Below are 15,855 nucleotides of genomic sequence, written 5' to 3' on the forward strand. Positions count from 1 at the left end.
CCCGCGACGCAGGCGACGCGGTATTAGATCAGGGTACCGGTACCCGCTGGTGCCGACGGCGTGCTGCTGACCGGGGCAGCGGCAGGTGCCGGAGCTGCGGTAGCGGCCGGGGCGGCGCTGGCTGCTGGGGCTGCTGCCGGTTTGGCCGGAGCCTTTTTCACCGCAGGCTTCTTCGCCGCAGCAGGCTTGGCCGCTGCCGGTTTGGCTGCAGGCTTGGCCGCCGCCACCTTGGCTGCAGGCTTGGCAGCAGGTTTCGCCGCTGCCGTTTTAGCTGCCGGCTTGGCCGCTGCGGTTTTTGCCGCAGGCTTGGCTGCCGCTTTGGCCAGTGGCTTGGCCGCCTTGCTCGCAGCCGGTTTGGCAGCAGCGGTGCGCGACGAAACCGGCGTAACCGAAGCACCGGTCAGCTTCTCGATCTGCTTGGTCAGGCTATCCACCTGCTGGTGCAGGGCCTTGATCTCGTTGCGGCTCGGCACACCCAGGCGCGAAATGGCGCTGTTCAGGCGCTTGTCGAACGCCTCTTCGAGTTCGCTCCATTTGCCCAATGCACGGTCCTTCACGCCAGACACGCGCGAAGTGGTGGAGGACTTGGCGGTTTCGGCCACGTCTTCAGCGGTTTTCTTCGCCTGCTTCTCGGCCTTCTCGCCATCCTTCACCAGCGAGTCGAACAGCTTCGGGCCGTCCTGGTCGATCTTCGAATAGATACCCAGCCCCGCCAGCCAGATCTTGCGGGAGTATTTCTCGATCCCGCCGACCCAGGAGCTGCCTTCTTTTTCGGTGTTCTTCTTGCCAGCCATCCTGCTCTCCTTATGGTTTGTGCGCGACGCGCTCAAGCAGCTCGTGCAACTGTTCAAGCTTGATCGACAGCGCCTCAACGTCATGTTTAGACGGAATGCCGAGGCGATTCAAGGCGCGCCCTACCCGTGCGTCGAAAGCTTTTTCGATCTTGTCGAGTTGAATTTCTACCTTGCCACGTACGCGACTGACCTCTTCAGCCGCCTCGTCGATCTGGTTGTTGGCAGCATCGAGCTCTTTGTCGATACGTTTCTTGCCACGTTTCTCGACGCCTTCGCCGGCCTTGACCAGCTCCTGGAAGTAGTCTGAGCCCTCTTGGCCAACACGGGCGTAAGCGCCAATACCCGCCAGCCAGATCTTGCGTGCGTAGCCGCGAACTTCGCCCAGGGTGCCTTGGGCATCGTCCTTCTTCTTCACATTCACTTTGGCCATGCTCTGTACCTCATGTTCATGAGTGGAGGGATGAACCGCCCATGGAGGTTGGGCTTGAGCATAAGGTAGGAGGATGAATTAGAAACTTCACCCTAAGATCGCCGCACAGATGTATCTACCGCAGCTGCATCACGCTGGCATTTCAGCATTCGCTCCTCTTTGACCGGAGCCTCATGCCATGCCCCAATCGCCCACCACACCGTCCCTATCGTTCAGGCAATGGGTTGCGACGTACTTCGCCAACCGCCCCAGCTTACGAGAGGTCGTTGCCACCATAGGCTTCGACGCACTCGTAGCACGCTACCCATGGACCCGTGAGCAACACCCGCAACTGCACTCCATCAAAGGTTTCAGCATCCTGCATGACACAGATGATGAACCATCGACACAGCCAGACAACCTTGTCGACACGTTGCTTGAACATTTCCTCAGCGGCCGGCAAATGGCACTCAAGCCCACCGATCGGCTCAGCCTGAACCCACCTGCAATCTTCCGACCCAAAGCGCAAGCCCCAACCATCGACATTCGCATGGCCGACCTGAACATTGCCTACGACGATATGCTTGCAACCCTCTGCGAAGCATTCCAGCAGGCACAGGTCAGTTTCTGGAACGGCTGCGAAGGGGACTCGGACGTAACCCGTTTGCGCTGGATGCAGCAGGTGCTCAAGGCCGCATTGCTCGGCACGCTCGAGCGTCAGGGCCTGGACAGCGACCAGAAAGCTTTGCTGTACGCAGTGCTCGCTCAGGCAAAAACCTCGGCAACCGTACAAGGTGTGCAGGTTTCGTTGAGGGCACCAGGCAATACCGTCCACGAGGTCTTGCCGGACCTGCTCATCACCGGCAAGAAAAACGCTCGCGACCTGGTCTTGTGGTGCAAGCCCTCCGGCACTGTACGCGGTTTCAGCGGGCTCGCTGCATTCGCCACCGCCCTGCGCGACGAACTTTCCGAAAGCCATGCATTCGACACGATGTCGTGGGCCTGCACGGCCCTGGACGAAGACCCGTTCGGCTACCAGGCCCGGCAGCTGCTCAACAGCCTGCTGCAAAAAATTGACCGCGTTCAGCTTGGCGCTATCGAACACGTCAGTGATCTGGAGGACGAATTCAGTCAGCTGAGCGACCCCTCATCAATATTCCCTGCGTGCTTTCGTCTTGAGCAAACCACGCCCGCCATCACGCGGCCTGACTGGCTCGACAAAGCCACGGTCACCGACCGCTTCCAGTACCACATCGCACTGCTGGAGCTGTCGGCAAGGCAAATGTTGGAGCAGGGCGAAGGCTCGCTGGATGGAATCGAAGACTTGCAGCAATACACCGTTCGCCGCCTGCGCGAGCAAATACGCGATGACCATCCTGCCCAAGTGCCTCTCAACCCTGATCAGGTTGAGATCACGATTTCGCAGGTGGTGCAGACGTCTTCCGTGGGTCCGGCAACCCTTAAGTACCTGAGAACGATCAGCCTGACCGAACTGGCTATCTCTCGCCTGCCGTTGGGCAGCGACCAGGTTGCCTCGGCCATTCAACTCTCCGGGCAACAAGCGTCTGACACCTGGATGGATCTCGACTATGTCCATGCACTGGTCGCTGCAGTGGATGTGGGTGGTCAGTATCCGCAATATGTCCATGACCAACTCAAGACTGACCCCGACAAACGTCACCAACGCTTTGCCGAAGAATGGCGTGGTGCCCTGCTGCTGAGCGCGCTGCAGGCCAAGATTGCCGGGCATTTGAACGAGCGCAACTGGCAGGTCGTCGCTGATTTCTGTCGCCGTAAAGCCCACGCCGGCGCATCGCTGAAACTGGCGCCACTGTCGTTCAATAGCGTGCCAGACGGTCCGGTCGCCAACCGGGTGCATGGCATGTTCGTCATCGAGCTACCCGCAACGGGGGCCTGGCTACTCTACTGCCCCATGAATACCACGCAGCCCATCAGGCAGTTCGACAGCCACCTCCAGTTGATGAGCAGCATACGGACCGAACAATCCCTGCAGCAGGGCATCCTCCCGTGGCTGGATGACGACGCCCGCTCCATCTATGCCGACGATGGCTTCAACCACCCGCACCTGCATGCCGGCCTCATGGAACTGGCGCACCTGCTGGGGCCCGTTTCCGGGCTGGCCGCCGATGCCATCGAGCGCCTGAGGGCCCCGGTCACCCTGGCGTTCACGCCATGGCCCGATGCAGTTGACGAGAAAATGTTCGAAGCCAGGGCCGACTTGCTCCTGTTGCTGGCCTCCTGGCAGAGTGTTTCGAACGCACAGCAACGCTGGGCACTGGTCGTACGGTTCGCCTGGCTGGCATTCAATACGGTCACACCACTGCTGCGCGGCCCTTTGGGTGTGCTGGCCTGGCTGGTGGCCGCCCTGCTCAGCATCAAGGATGACCTGACGGCATTGACCCAGGGCAGCACCGAAGAAAAGTTGCTCGCTGGCACCGACATCCTGCTGAACCTGGCCATGCTGCTGGCCCATGGCCCGGCCGCTTCCGGGCCTGAACCTGAACGGCCGTTGCCACCCAGGCCGCGCCGTATATCGCGCAACACGGCAGCGCAGCCACCCGAACAAAGCGCTTGGCAAGCGCCGATTGAGCAATCCCGCGCAACGCTTAACGTCAGCCAATGGGGCCATGACCAGCGGCTCGGCAACCTGCCTCGTGAGGCCCGCGCAGCCCTGGACACCTTGCGCGCCAACGTTAGCCTGAACGGGCTCAGTGCGCTGGCCAGTGGCCGTATGCGCGGCCTGTACAAGGTCAACGCGCGGTACTACGTAAAGCTGCAGGATGTCGCCTATGAAGTCGAAGAGCGCTATGGCGGCATGCGCATCATTGGCCCGGACGTCAGCCAAAGTGAATGGTCGCAGACCTGGGGCGCAGAGCCCGACGGCTACTACATCGTCGGCCGCGAACGCAGCCGCGGGCCTTGGCTGACGCGCTGGAACGGCGAATGGATGCTCGACCTGCACATGTCGGGTGGCATGCCGAGAACGGCCAAGGCACTGGTCGACGAAAAAAAGGAAACCTTCAAGAAAATGCTGGAAAGCCGAACGGAGAATGACAAGAAACTCACCAGCACCGAGACCTTCATTGATGGCTATCTGGAGCGGGTAAAAGCCTATGATCAGGCGCTCCTGGCATTCGAGAAGGCCGTGGATGGCCACCCTGGCGCTACCCTCGATAACCTGCCGCCCGCTTTGCGGCAACAGCGACAAGCTCTGCGGGCCCTGCGCAACGAGGGGCGTGCAAACTTCGATGTGCTGGCACTCACCTACGAAAAGCAGGCGAGGCTGATAAGGGAGCAGGCACAACTGTATGCAGACATGAGCGACCCGAAATACGCCAGGTTCGACCCCAAGGCCGCAGCCTCGTTTGCCCGTGGTCAATGGTGGGAACAGTTGCTGACCTCGGACCTGCAGCAGTTCCGCCGCCTGCTCGACATGAATGACTATGAAGCACTCAAGGAGCAGTCGCACAGGCTTGTGCAATTGCCTGCAGGCCAGGAGCAAGCGGCACTCTACCTTGACTACAGCAAGCGCGTCGAAGCCGCCCTGGCGACTCATCGACGCATTTTCAACGTCAGCCAGCGCCTTGACCAGAACCTCGGCGAAGCGCTGACAGATGACAAGATCCAGTTCTCGGGCAAGCGCAAGAAACTCGACACCATCATCCAGAGGAGGCGTTATTCGACCCTGATCACCCGCGCACAGATCCTTAGCGACCTGTATCAGTTGATCGTGAGGCGAGACCTGCTCACCGTAGAAAACTTCGAAAGCACCCTGCTTTCGCAGAAAACCTTGCGCAGCAAACATTTGCACGAAGCGCTGCTGAGCCACGACAGCCTGGCCGCTGCCCATCTGACAGCCGAAGAACAGAAAGCACCGCTGGAAAGCGCTCTGGGCGAATACAAACTGACACTGGGTAATGCCGAGTACCTGCTTTCGCGCAACTTGCCGGCGGTGGACAGCCGCAAGCTCAATGAGTACATCGCTGAACTGCATGCACTGATAGACCTGACCGAAAATGACCTTGCCTACGTTTCTGCTGCGGCCGACACGCAGGATGCAATGCCCGACCAGCCCCTGACCCACAGGGTACGTCCCATCAGGCGCAAGGTGATCCGTACCAACCGGGGCAGATCCCTGGTCGTCGAGCAGGCGGATGAGGACAGCGAAGCCGTGCAAATCGACCCGATGAGCGAGCAGACGATTGCGCGCTACCAGCAACAAGGTGATCACTGGGAAGCCGTGCCGAAAGCTGCGCCAGCGCCTGACTATGCTCGCCTGCGTCGCAGCGGCAATGACCTGCTGGCCCAGAAAACTGCCAGAATCGCCCACGCCTCTCGCCACCTGGACGGCCCCAACAGCCTGGCGGACCTACTCGACTTCTATATTCAGGACATGGCGGACATCGCCGCCCCTTTGCGTGCCGGCCCGGATCAAGGGCATTCACTGGCCGCCAGGCTGGAACAGGCAATAACCGAGGTACAGGCAGAAAAGAAGCGCCTGTTGACCACTGCTTACCTGAACACCCAACACCCGGACAGCAAAGCGCTGCGCTTTCTGGTAGAGGCCGGCGAAGTCGAGGTCAGGCTGACCAGAAGCCGCAAGAAACTCAAGGCCAACGACTTTCTGGATGTGTATGACATTTATCGGCTGCAGCCCAGAGCCAAGCTCTGGGAAGCGCATTTTCATTACACCAGCGCCACTGCCAATGCCCGGCGGTTCGTCAAAGGGCATTTGAAGTTCCCGGACGCCATGAGCCGTGACGAGCGATTGCAACGGGCACTGGCGCCCACGGAGCGCTATCAGATCTATCGGGGTGACTTGCGTCTGGAGCAGATCGAGGACCTTGTCCCGTTTCCCGACAACTGAGCGCAGCGGGCGTCAGGCCAGCGCCTTGTCCAGCGCCCGCTCTATTTCACCCTTGATGGTGCCGCTCATCATCGACAGCATCATGCCCAGCTTCAGCTCCACACGGATGCTGTCCTCGCCAATGTGCACGCTGCCGTTGGCACCGCTGCGCGCCACATCGACCCGGTCACCGTTCCAGGTGGCCTTCAGGTCGTATTCGCGGCTGAGCTTGTCGACCAGGGCTTCGGCCTTGGCACGGGCGGCATCGCGGCCGAGGGAGTGTTTGCGTTCGACGCTGATCTGGGTCATGCGGGTGTTCCTGAAGATGTAGACATAATCGGCATTATGCCCGCCCCTGCCCACTGGCACACCCCGCCAAGACAAATCCGCCCGTTCGCCCTAGAATGGCGGTAATTTTTTCCGGTGAAGCGATATGAACGACCAGCGCAAAGGCGAACACGCCGAACCCACCACCCATTTCGGCTACCAGGACGTCCCTGAAAGCCAGAAGGCGAAGAAAGTCGCCGAAGTGTTCCACTCGGTGGCCGCCAAGTACGACCTGATGAACGACGTGCTGTCCGGCGGCATGCACCGCCTGTGGAAGCGCTTTACCATCGAGCTGTCGGGCGTGCGCAGCGGCAACCGCGTGCTGGATATCGCCGGCGGTACCGGCGACCTGGCCGCCAAGTTCTCGCGCCTTGTAGGCCCGACCGGCCAGGTGGTGCTGGCCGACATCAATGATTCGATGCTCAAGGTCGGCCGTGACCGCCTGCTCGACCGTGGTGTGGCCGGCAACATCGAGTTCGTCCAGGCCGACGCTGAAAAGCTGCCGTTCCCGGACAACCACTTCGACTGCGTGACCATCGCTTTCGGCCTGCGCAACGTCACCCATAAGGACGAAGCCATCCGTTCGATGCTGCGCGTGCTCAAGCCGGGCGGCCGCCTGTTGATCCTGGAGTTCTCCAAGCCGACCAACAAGCTGATGTCCAAGGCCTACGACGCCTACTCGTTCGCCTTCATGCCGCTGGCCGGCAAGCTGATCACCAATGACTCGGAAAGCTACCGTTACCTGGCCGAATCGATCCGCATGCACCCGGACCAGGAAACCCTGAAGAGCATGATGGTCGAGGCCGGTTTCGACCGCGTCACCTACCACAACATGACCAGCGGCATCGTTGCCGTGCACCGGGGGATCAAACCCTGATGCTGCTGGCCGGGCTGCTCGCCAGCGTCGAACATGGCCTGAACCGCATCCTGCGCATGGACAGCACGGCCCTGCCGCGCCTGGCCGCGCTGGAAGGCAAGGTCATCGAGATCGACTGCCGCCAACCGGCCCTGCAGGTGTTCATCCTGCCCGATGAAGAAGGCATGATGCTCGCCGCACACTGGCAGGGCGACGTCGACTGCAGCCTGCGCGCCCCGGCTGGCAGCCTGGCGCAACTGGCCCTGGCCAGGGACAAGACCGCCGTGCTGCACAGCCCGCAGGTCGAACTGCATGGCGACAGCGCCGTGCTGCTCGACCTGTTCGGCGTGCTGCAGGATCTGGAGCTGGACTGGGAGCACGAGCTGCAACGCTGGCTCGGCCCGGTTGCCACGGCCATGCTGGCCGGCCATATCCGCCTGCGTGCACGCTGGACCCGCCAGGGCCTGGCGCGCTTCAGCCAGAACCTGTCCGAGTACCTGGCCGAAGAGTCCCGCACCCTGGTGGGCAAACGCGAAGCCGAAGCCGCCTTCAGCGAACTCGATGCCCTGAAACTCGACACAGAACGCCTTGAGGCCCGCCTCAAGCGCCTCTCCCGATCACTTGATACCAGCGATAACGCATGAAGCTGCTCGCCGTCCGCCGTCTTTTTCGCATCCAGCGTGTGGTGATCCGCTACCGTCTCGATGACCTGCTGTTCGACCTGCCGCTGCCCTGGTGGCTGATGAGCCTGCGCCTGCTGATGCCGTGGCGCTGGCTGCCGCGCAAGCCGTCCGAGCTGAGCCGTGGCGCGCGCCTGCGCCTGGCATTGCAGGACCTGGGGCCAATCTTCATCAAGTTCGGCCAGTTGCTGTCCACCCGTCGCGACCTGCTGCCCAACGACATCGCCGATGAGCTGATGCTGTTGCAGGACCGTGTGCCGCCGTTCGACCCCAAGCAGGCCGTGGCCTTGATCGAGGCACAGCTGGGCGCCCCGGTGGCGCAGCTGTTCAGCCGCTTCGACGTGGAGCCACTGGCCTCGGCCTCGGTGGCCCAGGTGCATGCTGCACGTCTCAAGACCGGCGAAGAAGTGGTGGTCAAGGTGGTGCGCCCGGGCCTGAAGCCGGTCATTGCCCAGGACTTGGCCTGGCTGTTCCTGATCGCCAAGGCCGCCGAGCGCGCCTCCGCCGATGCCCGCCGCCTTCACCCGGTGGAAATCGTTGGCGACTACGAAAAAACCATTTACGACGAGCTCGACCTGCTGCGCGAAGCGGCCAACGCCAGCCAGCTGCGGCGCAACTTCGAAGGCTCCGAGCTGATGTACGTGCCCCAGGTGTACTGGGACCTGTGCCGCCCCAAGGTGCTGGTGATGGAGCGCATCTACGGCGTGCCGGTGACCGACATGGCCACCCTGGCCGACCAGCGCACCGACATGAAACTGCTGGCCGAGCGTGGCGTGGAAGTGTTCTTCACCCAGGTGTTCCGCGACAGTTTCTTCCATGCCGACATGCACCCCGGCAACATCTTCGTCAGCACCGTTAAGCCGTGGAGCCCGCAGTACATCGCTATCGACTGTGGCATTGTCGGTAGCCTTACCGCCGAGGACCAGGACTACCTGGCGCGTAACCTGATTGCCTTCTTCAAGCGTGACTACCGCCGCGTCGCCCAGCTGCACATCGACTCGGGCTGGGTACCAGCGCACACCAAGGTCAACGAATTCGAAGCAGCGATCCGCACCGTGTGCGAGCCGATCTTCGAAAAACCGTTAAAGGATATTTCCTTCGGCCAGGTGCTGATGCGCCTGTTCCAAACCGCACGGCGCTTCAACATGGAAGTGCAGCCGCAGTTGGTGCTGCTGCAAAAGACCCTGCTCAACATCGAAGGCCTGGGCCGCCAGCTGTACCCCGACCTGGACCTGTGGAGCACTGCGAAGCCGTACCTGGAACGCTGGATGCGCGACCGTTACAGCCCCAAGGCGATGTTCGGCAACATCCACAGCCAGGTCGAGCAACTGCCGCACCTGGCCGACATGGCCCGCGACCTGCTCGAACGCCTGTCACAGCCGCACCTGCACGACCCGCAACTGCCGGAACGGCGCCGCCAGGGCGACCGCTGGGCACTGCGCCTGCTGGGCGCCGGCCTGCTCGGTGGAGGTGCGGTACTGGCCGCTGGCGCCGCCGAAGCCGCCAGCCTGGCCGCCCCGGCTGCGTGGCCGGCCTGGCTGATGCTGGCCGCAGGCCTTTACCTGATCGTACGCCAATAGCCAGCCGCGCCCGTGGCTGGCACACTAGCGCAAAGGGCCCGGTACAGGAGCGGGCCCGTTTTGGAGTCGACGATGAAAGACTGGCTGGACGAGATCAAGTGGAACAGCGATGGCCTGGTACCGGCAATCGCCCAGGACCACAAGACCGGACGCGTGCTGATGATGGCCTGGATGAACCGCGAATCGCTGGCACTTACCGCCGCCGAGCAACGCGCCATCTACTGGTCGCGTTCGCGTGGCAAGCTGTGGCGCAAGGGCGAGGAATCCGGGCATGTGCAAAAGCTGCACGAGCTGCGCCTGGACTGCGACGCCGACGTGATCATCCTGATGGTCGAGCAACTGGGTCATATTGCCTGCCATACCGGCCGTGAAAGCTGCTTCTACCGCGTGTACGAAGACGGCCAGTGGAAAATCGTCGACCCGGTCCTGAAGGACCCCGATGCCATCTACAGCGCAGGACACTGACATGAGCGACACCCTCAACCGCCTGGCCCAAGTGCTTGAAGAACGCAAGCAAGCGGCGCCTGACAGCTCCTACGTGGCCAGCCTGTACCACAAGGGCCTGAACAAGATCCTCGAAAAGCTCGGCGAAGAATCGGTCGAGACCATCATCGCGGCCAAAGATGCCGCCGTGAGCAAGGATTACAGCGATGTCATCTACGAAACCGCCGACCTGTGGTTTCATAGCCTGGTGATGCTCAGCGCGCTGGGACAGCACCCACAGGCCGTGCTCGATGAGCTGGAGCGCCGTTTCGGGCTGTCCGGGCACGATGAAAAGGCCGCGCGACAGCCTTCGGCTTGAGCACAACGCATTCTAGGAGAGCACCATGGGTATTTTTGACTGGAAACACTGGATCGTCCTGCTGGTCGTCGTGGTCCTGGTGTTCGGCACCAAAAAGCTGAAAAACTTCGGCAGCGACCTGGGCGAGTCGATCAAGGGCTTCCGCAAGGCCATGAACGACGAAGAGAACAAGCCGGCCGAGCCAACACCGCCGCCTGCCCAACCTGTTCCGCCGGTGCAGAACACTGCGCAGCAGAGCCAAGGCCACACCATCGAAGGCCAGGCCCAGCCGGTCCAAGAGCCACAGCGGAAAGACTGACCCATGTTCGGCATCAGTTTCAGCGAGCTGCTGCTCGTCGGCCTGGTCGCTCTGCTGGTGCTCGGGCCCGAGCGCCTGCCGGGTGCCGCGCGCACGGCAGGCCTGTGGATCGGCCGCCTCAAGCGCAGCTTCAACAGCATCAAGATGGAAGTGGAGCGCGAGATCGGCGCCGACGACATCCGCCGCCAGCTGCACAACGAACACATCCTGCAGATGGAAGAAGAAGCCAAGCGCATCCTCAACCCGATGACGCCACCCGCACAGCCGCCGGTAACCACGGCCAGCGTGCAGCCACCTGCCGGGCTGGAAGCCAGGCCGGTCGAGCCGCCTGCCGCCCCGGCCACGCCTTCTGAACCGCCTCAACCGCCGCGAGCCCCATGAGCGAGATCCCGGAACACGACCAGCCGATGCCGCTGGTTTCGCACCTGACCGAACTGCGCACCCGCCTGCTGCGGTGCGTTGCCGTTATTTTCCTGATCTTTGCCGGGCTGTTCTCCTTCGCCCAGCAGATCTACACACTGGTCTCGGCGCCGCTGCGCGAGCACTTGCCGGCCAATGCGACGATGATCGCCACCGACGTGGCCTCGCCGTTCCTCACGCCGTTCAAGCTGACCATGATCGTGTCGCTGTTCCTGGCGATTCCGTTCATCCTGCAGCAGATCTGGGGCTTTATCGCACCCGGGCTGTACCGCCATGAAAAGCGCATCGCCATTCCGCTGCTGGTGTCGAGCATCTTCCTGTTCTATGCCGGCATGGCGTTCGCCTATTTCCTGGTGTTCCCGCTGATCTTCGGCTTCTTCGCCAGCGCCACGCCGGAAGGCGTGTCGATGATGACCGACATCGCCAGCTACCTCGACTTCGTGATGACGCTGTTCTTCGCCTTTGGCGTGGCCTTCGAAATCCCGGTAGCAGTGGTGCTGCTGGTATGGATCGGCGTGGTCGACGTGAAGTACCTGAAGAAGATCCGCCCCTACGTGATCATCGGCTGCTTCGTGGTCGGCATGGTGCTCACCCCGCCGGATATCTTCTCCCAGACCCTGCTGGCCGTGCCCATGTGGCTGCTGTTCGAGGTGGGTGTGCTGTGCGGCAGCATGATTCGCAAACGCAGCGCCCATGACGAAACCGCCGACGACCATAACGACCAGCCACCTGCGACCCAACCGTGAACCTGCTGCTTCTTGAAGAGGCCGACTTTGTTTCGGCCGACCGCGTCGTTCTTGCTGACCGGCGCCTCACCCACATGCAGGACATCCACCGCGTGGCGGTGGGCGACAACCTGCGCGTGGGCCGTATCAACGGCCTAATGGGCAAGGCCACGGTGCTACGCCTGGAAAAGCACGAAGCCGAGCTGGAAGTTGCGTTTGACCAGCCCCCACCGGCCAAGCTGCCGCTGACCCTGGTGCTGGCGGTGCCGCGGCCGAAAATGCTACGTCGGCTGTTCCAGACCGTGGCCACCCTGGGCGTGCCACGCCTGATCCTGGTGAACAGCTACAAGGTCGAGAAAAGCTTCTGGCAAACGCCCTTCCTGCAGCCCGAGAGCATTCGCGAAAACCTGATCCTTGGCCTGGAACAGGCGCGCGACACCGTGCTGCCCGAAGTCATCATCGAAAAGCGCTTCAAGCCCTTCGTCGAAGACCGCCTGCCCGCCATCGCGGCTGGTACCCTGGGCCTGGTCGGCCACCCCGGCCCCTACCCCGCCTGCCCCCGTGCCGTGGAGCAAGCCGTTACCCTGGCCATCGGCCCCGAAGGCGGCTGGATCCCCTACGAAGTCGACCTGCTAGGCAAGGCCGGGCTGGCGCCGGTGCAACTCGGTGACCGTATCTTGCGGGTCGAGACCGCGGTAACAGCGCTGCTTTCGCGTATTTTCTGACGCAAACGCCGTTTTTTCGCCTATCAAGTTTCCCTCTCCCAGGCCGATGCCTTGGCAATACAACAACTATTTGTACTGCCAAGTCGCCAGGGAGTCGTACATGTATCAATGGTTAGCCCAATCGCTGGGCAATGTGAGCGTCAATCGCAAACTGGGGCTGGGCTTCGGCCTGGTGCTGCTGTTGACCCTGGCTATCACCCTGACCGGCTGGCACGGCATGGACAGCATCATCGACCATGGCGACAAGCTGGGAAACATCTCGGTCATCCAGCAGCACACCCAGGAACTGCGCATTGCTCGACAGCACTACGAGCGCCGGCGTGACGATGCCTCGGTGGCAGAACTGGAAAAGGCCTTGGCCAACCTCGACCGCCAGGTACAGCTGATGCTCGGGTTGATCGAGCACCCCGCCGATCGCCAACGCCTGGAGCAGCAGCGCGAAGCCGTGCGCACCTACCAGCAGGCATTCAACGAACTGAAACAGGCTGGCCAGCGCCGCGAAGCCAGCCGTGACGTGCTCGGCGACAGCGCCGACAAGGCAGCGGAACTGATCGGCCGCGTGCAGCGAGGCCTGCAGCAAGGTGGCGATATCAACCAGTACCAGCATGCGGTGGATGTGAGCGCCCTGCTGCAGCAGGCACGTTTTCAGGTGCGCGGCTACACCTACAGCGGCAACGCCGACTTCCAGCAAACGGCGTTGAAGGCCATCGACCAGGCACTGGCCGAGTTGCGTGCGCTGCCGTCCAAGGTGCCTGCCGAACATGCCGCCAGCCTGGACGATGCCGCCACAGCCATGGGTGGCTACCGTGATGCGGTCATCCAGTTCGGCAATGCCCAGACCGCCAGCGAGCAGGCCCTGCAACGCATGGCCGAACAAGGCACGGTACTGCTGCAGACCAGCCAGGCGATGACCACGTCCCAAACCGAAGTGCGCGACGCCGCTGCAGCCCAGGCCAAAACCCTGCTCGCGCTTGCAACCGTGCTGGCCCTCGCCTTTGGCCTGGTGGCCGCCTGGGCCATTACCCGGCAGATCATCATCCCGTTGCGCCAGACCCTGCGCGCCGCCGAGCGGGTGGCCAATGGCGACCTGACCCAGAACCTGCCCGTACAACGCCGCGACGAGCTGGGCCAGTTGCAGGCCAGCATGCAGCGCATGACCCAAGGCCTGCGCGAGTTGATCGGCGGCATTGGCGACGGGGTAACGCAGATCGCCAGCGCCGCCGAACAGCTCTCTGCCGTCACCGAGCAAACCAGCGCCGGGGTGAACAACCAAAAGGTCGAGACGGATCAAGTGGCGACCGCCATGAACCAGATGACCGCCACTGTGCATGAAGTGGCGCGCAACGCCGAGCAGGCCTCGGAAGCCGCCCTGATGGCCGACCAGCAAGCCCGCGAAGGGGACCGTGTGGTGGGCGAGGCCGTGGCGCAGATCGAGCGCCTGGCGGGCGAAGTGGTCAACTCCAGCGAAGCGATGAACCAGCTCAAGGCCGAGAGCGACAAGATCGGCAGCGTGCTCGACGTGATCAAGTCGGTGGCTCAACAGACCAACCTGTTGGCCCTGAACGCCGCCATAGAAGCCGCCCGCGCCGGCGAGGCCGGGCGTGGCTTTGCCGTGGTGGCCGACGAAGTGCGCAGCCTGGCCCAGCGCACCCAGCAGTCGACCGAAGAGATCGAAGAGCTGATTGCCGGCCTGCAAAGCGGCACCCAACGGGTGGCCACTGTGATGGACAACAGCCGCCAGCTGACCGACAGCAGCGTCGAGCTGACCCGCCGCGCCGGCAGTTCGCTGGAAACCATCACCCGTACCGTGTCGTCGATCCAGGCGATGAACCAGCAGATTGCCACAGCTGCAGAAGAACAGACGGCCGTGGCCGAAGAGATCAACCGCAGCGTGATGAATGTGCGGGACATTTCCGACCAGACCTCGGCAGCCAGTGAAGAGACAGCCAGTTCCAGCGTGGAGCTGGCGCGGCTGGGCACCCACCTGCAGGGGTTGGTGGGGCGGTTCAGGCTCTAAACCGAGGAGCCAGAGAACCTTCCTACATACAGCAGTGAAATTTCCTACCTGATTATCAGGTCAAGTCCTACAGCTCCGCTGCCGATTGGCAGAGGTGTCATGCCGGTAATACGCCTGCATGCCCTCCCCCAATCGCACGGAGACTTCCCATGCTCGGCTACCTCAACCGCAAGCTCGGCAACCTCAATGTCGCCGCCAAGCTGGCCCTCGGCTTCGCCGTGGTCCTGCTGCTCACCCTGGCCACCACCATCAGCGGCTGGCGTGCTCTGGATGGCGCCATCAACCGCTCGCAACAGCTCAGTGAAATTGGCCAGATTAACGATCTGGTCAAAGACCTGCGTGCCGAGCGCATCACCTTCCGCGTACTCAGCGACGACACCAGCAAGGCACGCATCCAGCAGGCCATCGAGCAACTGGAGCGCATGCTGACCACGTTGCAGCAGCGCAGCAGCGTTGACGAGTCCCGTCAGTTGCTGACGCAGAAACTGCAATTGCTGCAACAGCTGCGCGAAGACTTCACCGAGCTGCAAAGCACCGTCGCCAGCCGTACGACACTGCGCCAGGCCATGCAAGCGCAAGCGCTCAAACTGGACGATGTCATCGACGACTTGCAGACCCAAGCCTTGCTGACGATGTCTGAGAGCCAACAAGGCAGCGCGCTGGGCCTGATGGAAAGCCTCAGTCGCCATGTCGAAGGCGCCAACCAGCAAAGCCTTGTACCGGCCTACACCTTCTCGCCCGTCGAGGCGTTCACCAAGGTCGGCGACGATGCACTGGACGCCGCCGACAAGAGCCTTGAGCAACTGCTAAAGGCTCTGGCGCCGCTGAGCTTGCCACGATCACTGACCGAGCAGCCCGGCGTCGAGTTGGCCAAATACCGGGCCAGCCTGGATCAGTACCGCCGCGCAGCGGTGCGCGCCGAGCAGTTGCAGGACAGCATGGAAAAAATGGGCGACGAACTGGGCGTGGCGAGTGTAGAACTGGCCGGGCGCAAAGTTGAACAACGGGACAGCGAAGCCCTGGCCGCCCGCTCGCTGCTCACCAGCGTGGCGCTGCTGGCGCTGTTGCTTGGGGTGGTAGCCGCCTGGCTGATTACCCTGCAGATCACGCAGCCACTACGTCAGACACTGGCCGTGGCCGCGCGCATCGCCAAGGGTGACCTGAGCCAGGTTGACACCGTGCAACGCCGCGACGAAATGGGTCAGCTGCAAACCAGCATGCGCGAAATGACCTTGAGCCTGCGCGAGCTGATCGGGGGCATCGACCAGGGTGTTGGTCAGCTGTCGCAGGCTGCCACACAGCTGGCGACCAGCAGCGAGGACACCAAGCTGCGCATCAACCAGCAGCGTGAGGAA

Annotated in this window: 14 protein-coding genes and 2 pseudogenes; 13 read left to right on the forward strand and 3 right to left on the reverse strand. The window is 62.5% G+C overall.

Annotated elements, in window-relative coordinates:
- Positions 1-23: 23 nt before the first annotated feature.
- Complete coding sequence (locus tag APH36_RS23485; RefSeq protein ID WP_060500598.1) at positions 24-794, reverse strand: phasin family protein; 771 nt, start codon at positions 792-794, stop codon at positions 24-26.
- Between the two features lie 10 nt (positions 795-804).
- Complete coding sequence (locus APH36_RS23490) at positions 805-1,224, reverse strand: phasin family protein (RefSeq protein ID WP_060500600.1); 420 nt, start codon at positions 1,222-1,224, stop codon at positions 805-807.
- A 178-nt stretch (positions 1,225-1,402) separates the two neighbouring features.
- Between APH36_RS23490 and APH36_RS23495 the strand changes: the two genes are divergently transcribed.
- Entirely contained in the window at positions 1,403-6,091 is a 4,689-nt protein-coding gene (locus APH36_RS23495) for a hypothetical protein (RefSeq protein WP_060500603.1), read from the forward strand.
- A gap of 12 nt (positions 6,092-6,103) precedes the next feature.
- Here the strand turns inward: APH36_RS23495 and APH36_RS23500 are convergent, their stop codons facing one another.
- Positions 6,104-6,379: a polyhydroxyalkanoic acid system family protein gene (locus APH36_RS23500; protein ID WP_016712430.1), complete on the reverse strand. Its 276-nt coding sequence runs from the start codon at positions 6,377-6,379 to the stop codon at positions 6,104-6,106.
- Positions 6,380-6,503: 124 nt separating this feature from the next.
- Between APH36_RS23500 and ubiE the strand changes: the two genes are divergently transcribed.
- The 12 genes and pseudogenes from ubiE to APH36_RS33295 form a co-directional block, all read left to right on the forward strand.
- On the forward strand, positions 6,504-7,274 hold the full coding sequence (gene ubiE / locus APH36_RS23505; RefSeq protein ID WP_016712431.1) for a bifunctional demethylmenaquinone methyltransferase/2-methoxy-6-polyprenyl-1,4-benzoquinol methylase UbiE: 771 nt from the start codon (positions 6,504-6,506) through the stop codon (positions 7,272-7,274).
- Positions 7,274-7,897: an SCP2 domain-containing protein gene (locus APH36_RS23510; protein ID WP_060500605.1), complete on the forward strand. Its 624-nt coding sequence runs from the start codon at positions 7,274-7,276 to the stop codon at positions 7,895-7,897. Before ubiE ends, APH36_RS23510 begins: the two co-directional genes overlap by 1 nt.
- Entirely contained in the window at positions 7,894-9,513 is a 1,620-nt protein-coding gene (gene ubiB / locus APH36_RS23515; protein WP_060500607.1) for a ubiquinone biosynthesis regulatory protein kinase UbiB, read from the forward strand. The genes APH36_RS23510 and ubiB overlap by 4 nt, the downstream gene beginning before the upstream one ends.
- 72 nt (positions 9,514-9,585) lie before the next feature.
- The gene (gene hisI / locus APH36_RS23520) at positions 9,586-9,978 is read left to right on the forward strand and encodes a phosphoribosyl-AMP cyclohydrolase (RefSeq protein ID WP_003249284.1); all 393 of its coding nucleotides are present in this window, start codon (positions 9,586-9,588) and stop codon (positions 9,976-9,978) included.
- 1 nt (position 9,979) lies between these two features.
- The gene (locus APH36_RS23525; RefSeq protein WP_060500609.1) at positions 9,980-10,315 is read left to right on the forward strand and encodes a phosphoribosyl-ATP diphosphatase; all 336 of its coding nucleotides are present in this window, start codon (positions 9,980-9,982) and stop codon (positions 10,313-10,315) included.
- A 25-nt stretch (positions 10,316-10,340) separates the two neighbouring features.
- Positions 10,341-10,613, forward strand: coding sequence for a twin-arginine translocase TatA/TatE family subunit (locus APH36_RS23530; RefSeq protein WP_060500611.1), 273 nt, complete (start codon positions 10,341-10,343; stop codon positions 10,611-10,613).
- A gap of 3 nt (positions 10,614-10,616) precedes the next feature.
- The gene (tatB, locus tag APH36_RS23535; protein ID WP_060500613.1) at positions 10,617-10,994 is read left to right on the forward strand and encodes a Sec-independent protein translocase protein TatB; all 378 of its coding nucleotides are present in this window, start codon (positions 10,617-10,619) and stop codon (positions 10,992-10,994) included.
- Positions 10,991-11,779 (forward strand): twin-arginine translocase subunit TatC, encoded by a 789-nt coding sequence (gene tatC, locus APH36_RS23540; protein WP_016712436.1) that lies wholly within the window; start codon positions 10,991-10,993, stop codon positions 11,777-11,779. Before tatB ends, tatC begins: the two co-directional genes overlap by 4 nt.
- Complete coding sequence (locus APH36_RS23545; protein WP_060500615.1) at positions 11,776-12,483, forward strand: 16S rRNA (uracil(1498)-N(3))-methyltransferase; 708 nt, start codon at positions 11,776-11,778, stop codon at positions 12,481-12,483. Before tatC ends, APH36_RS23545 begins: the two co-directional genes overlap by 4 nt.
- Before the next feature lie 217 nt (positions 12,484-12,700).
- Positions 12,701-13,645 (forward strand): annotated as a pseudogene (locus tag APH36_RS33285) (methyl-accepting chemotaxis protein); the annotation flags it as partial.
- A gap of 141 nt (positions 13,646-13,786) precedes the next feature.
- Positions 13,787-14,500 carry a methyl-accepting chemotaxis protein gene (locus APH36_RS33290; protein ID WP_371257697.1) on the forward strand — a complete coding sequence of 238 codons (714 nt, stop codon included), beginning with the start codon at positions 13,787-13,789 and terminating at the stop codon, positions 14,498-14,500.
- A 149-nt stretch (positions 14,501-14,649) separates the two neighbouring features.
- Positions 14,650-15,735, forward strand: a pseudogene (locus APH36_RS33295) (methyl-accepting chemotaxis protein); the annotation flags it as partial.
- Positions 15,736-15,855 lie beyond the last annotated feature (120 nt).

Origin of the sequence: Pseudomonas sp. NBRC 111133 (assembly GCF_001320605.1) — a bacterium.
GTDB lineage: Bacteria > Pseudomonadota > Gammaproteobacteria > Pseudomonadales > Pseudomonadaceae > Aquipseudomonas > Aquipseudomonas monteilii.

What these genes read in the sequence shown, in the direction of transcription:
- APH36_RS23485 (WP_060500598.1), bottom strand. Translation starts at nt 794, where the DNA reads ATGGCTGGCAAGAAGAACACCGAAAAAGAAGGCAGCTCCTGGGTCGGC.
- APH36_RS23490 (WP_060500600.1), bottom strand. Translation starts at nt 1,224, where the DNA reads ATGGCCAAAGTGAATGTGAAGAAGAAGGACGATGCCCAAGGCACCCTG.
- APH36_RS23495 (WP_060500603.1), top strand. Translation starts at nt 1,403, where the DNA reads ATGCCCCAATCGCCCACCACACCGTCCCTATCGTTCAGGCAATGGGTT.
- APH36_RS23500 (WP_016712430.1), bottom strand. Translation starts at nt 6,379, where the DNA reads ATGACCCAGATCAGCGTCGAACGCAAACACTCCCTCGGCCGCGATGCC.
- ubiE (WP_016712431.1), top strand. Translation starts at nt 6,504, where the DNA reads ATGAACGACCAGCGCAAAGGCGAACACGCCGAACCCACCACCCATTTC.
- APH36_RS23510 (WP_060500605.1), top strand. Translation starts at nt 7,274, where the DNA reads ATGCTGCTGGCCGGGCTGCTCGCCAGCGTCGAACATGGCCTGAACCGC.
- ubiB (WP_060500607.1), top strand. Translation starts at nt 7,894, where the DNA reads ATGAAGCTGCTCGCCGTCCGCCGTCTTTTTCGCATCCAGCGTGTGGTG.
- hisI (WP_003249284.1), top strand. Translation starts at nt 9,586, where the DNA reads ATGAAAGACTGGCTGGACGAGATCAAGTGGAACAGCGATGGCCTGGTA.
- APH36_RS23525 (WP_060500609.1), top strand. Translation starts at nt 9,980, where the DNA reads ATGAGCGACACCCTCAACCGCCTGGCCCAAGTGCTTGAAGAACGCAAG.
- APH36_RS23530 (WP_060500611.1), top strand. Translation starts at nt 10,341, where the DNA reads ATGGGTATTTTTGACTGGAAACACTGGATCGTCCTGCTGGTCGTCGTG.
- tatB (WP_060500613.1), top strand. Translation starts at nt 10,617, where the DNA reads ATGTTCGGCATCAGTTTCAGCGAGCTGCTGCTCGTCGGCCTGGTCGCT.
- tatC (WP_016712436.1), top strand. Translation starts at nt 10,991, where the DNA reads ATGAGCGAGATCCCGGAACACGACCAGCCGATGCCGCTGGTTTCGCAC.
- APH36_RS33290 (WP_371257697.1), top strand. Translation starts at nt 13,787, where the DNA reads ATGAACCAGATGACCGCCACTGTGCATGAAGTGGCGCGCAACGCCGAG.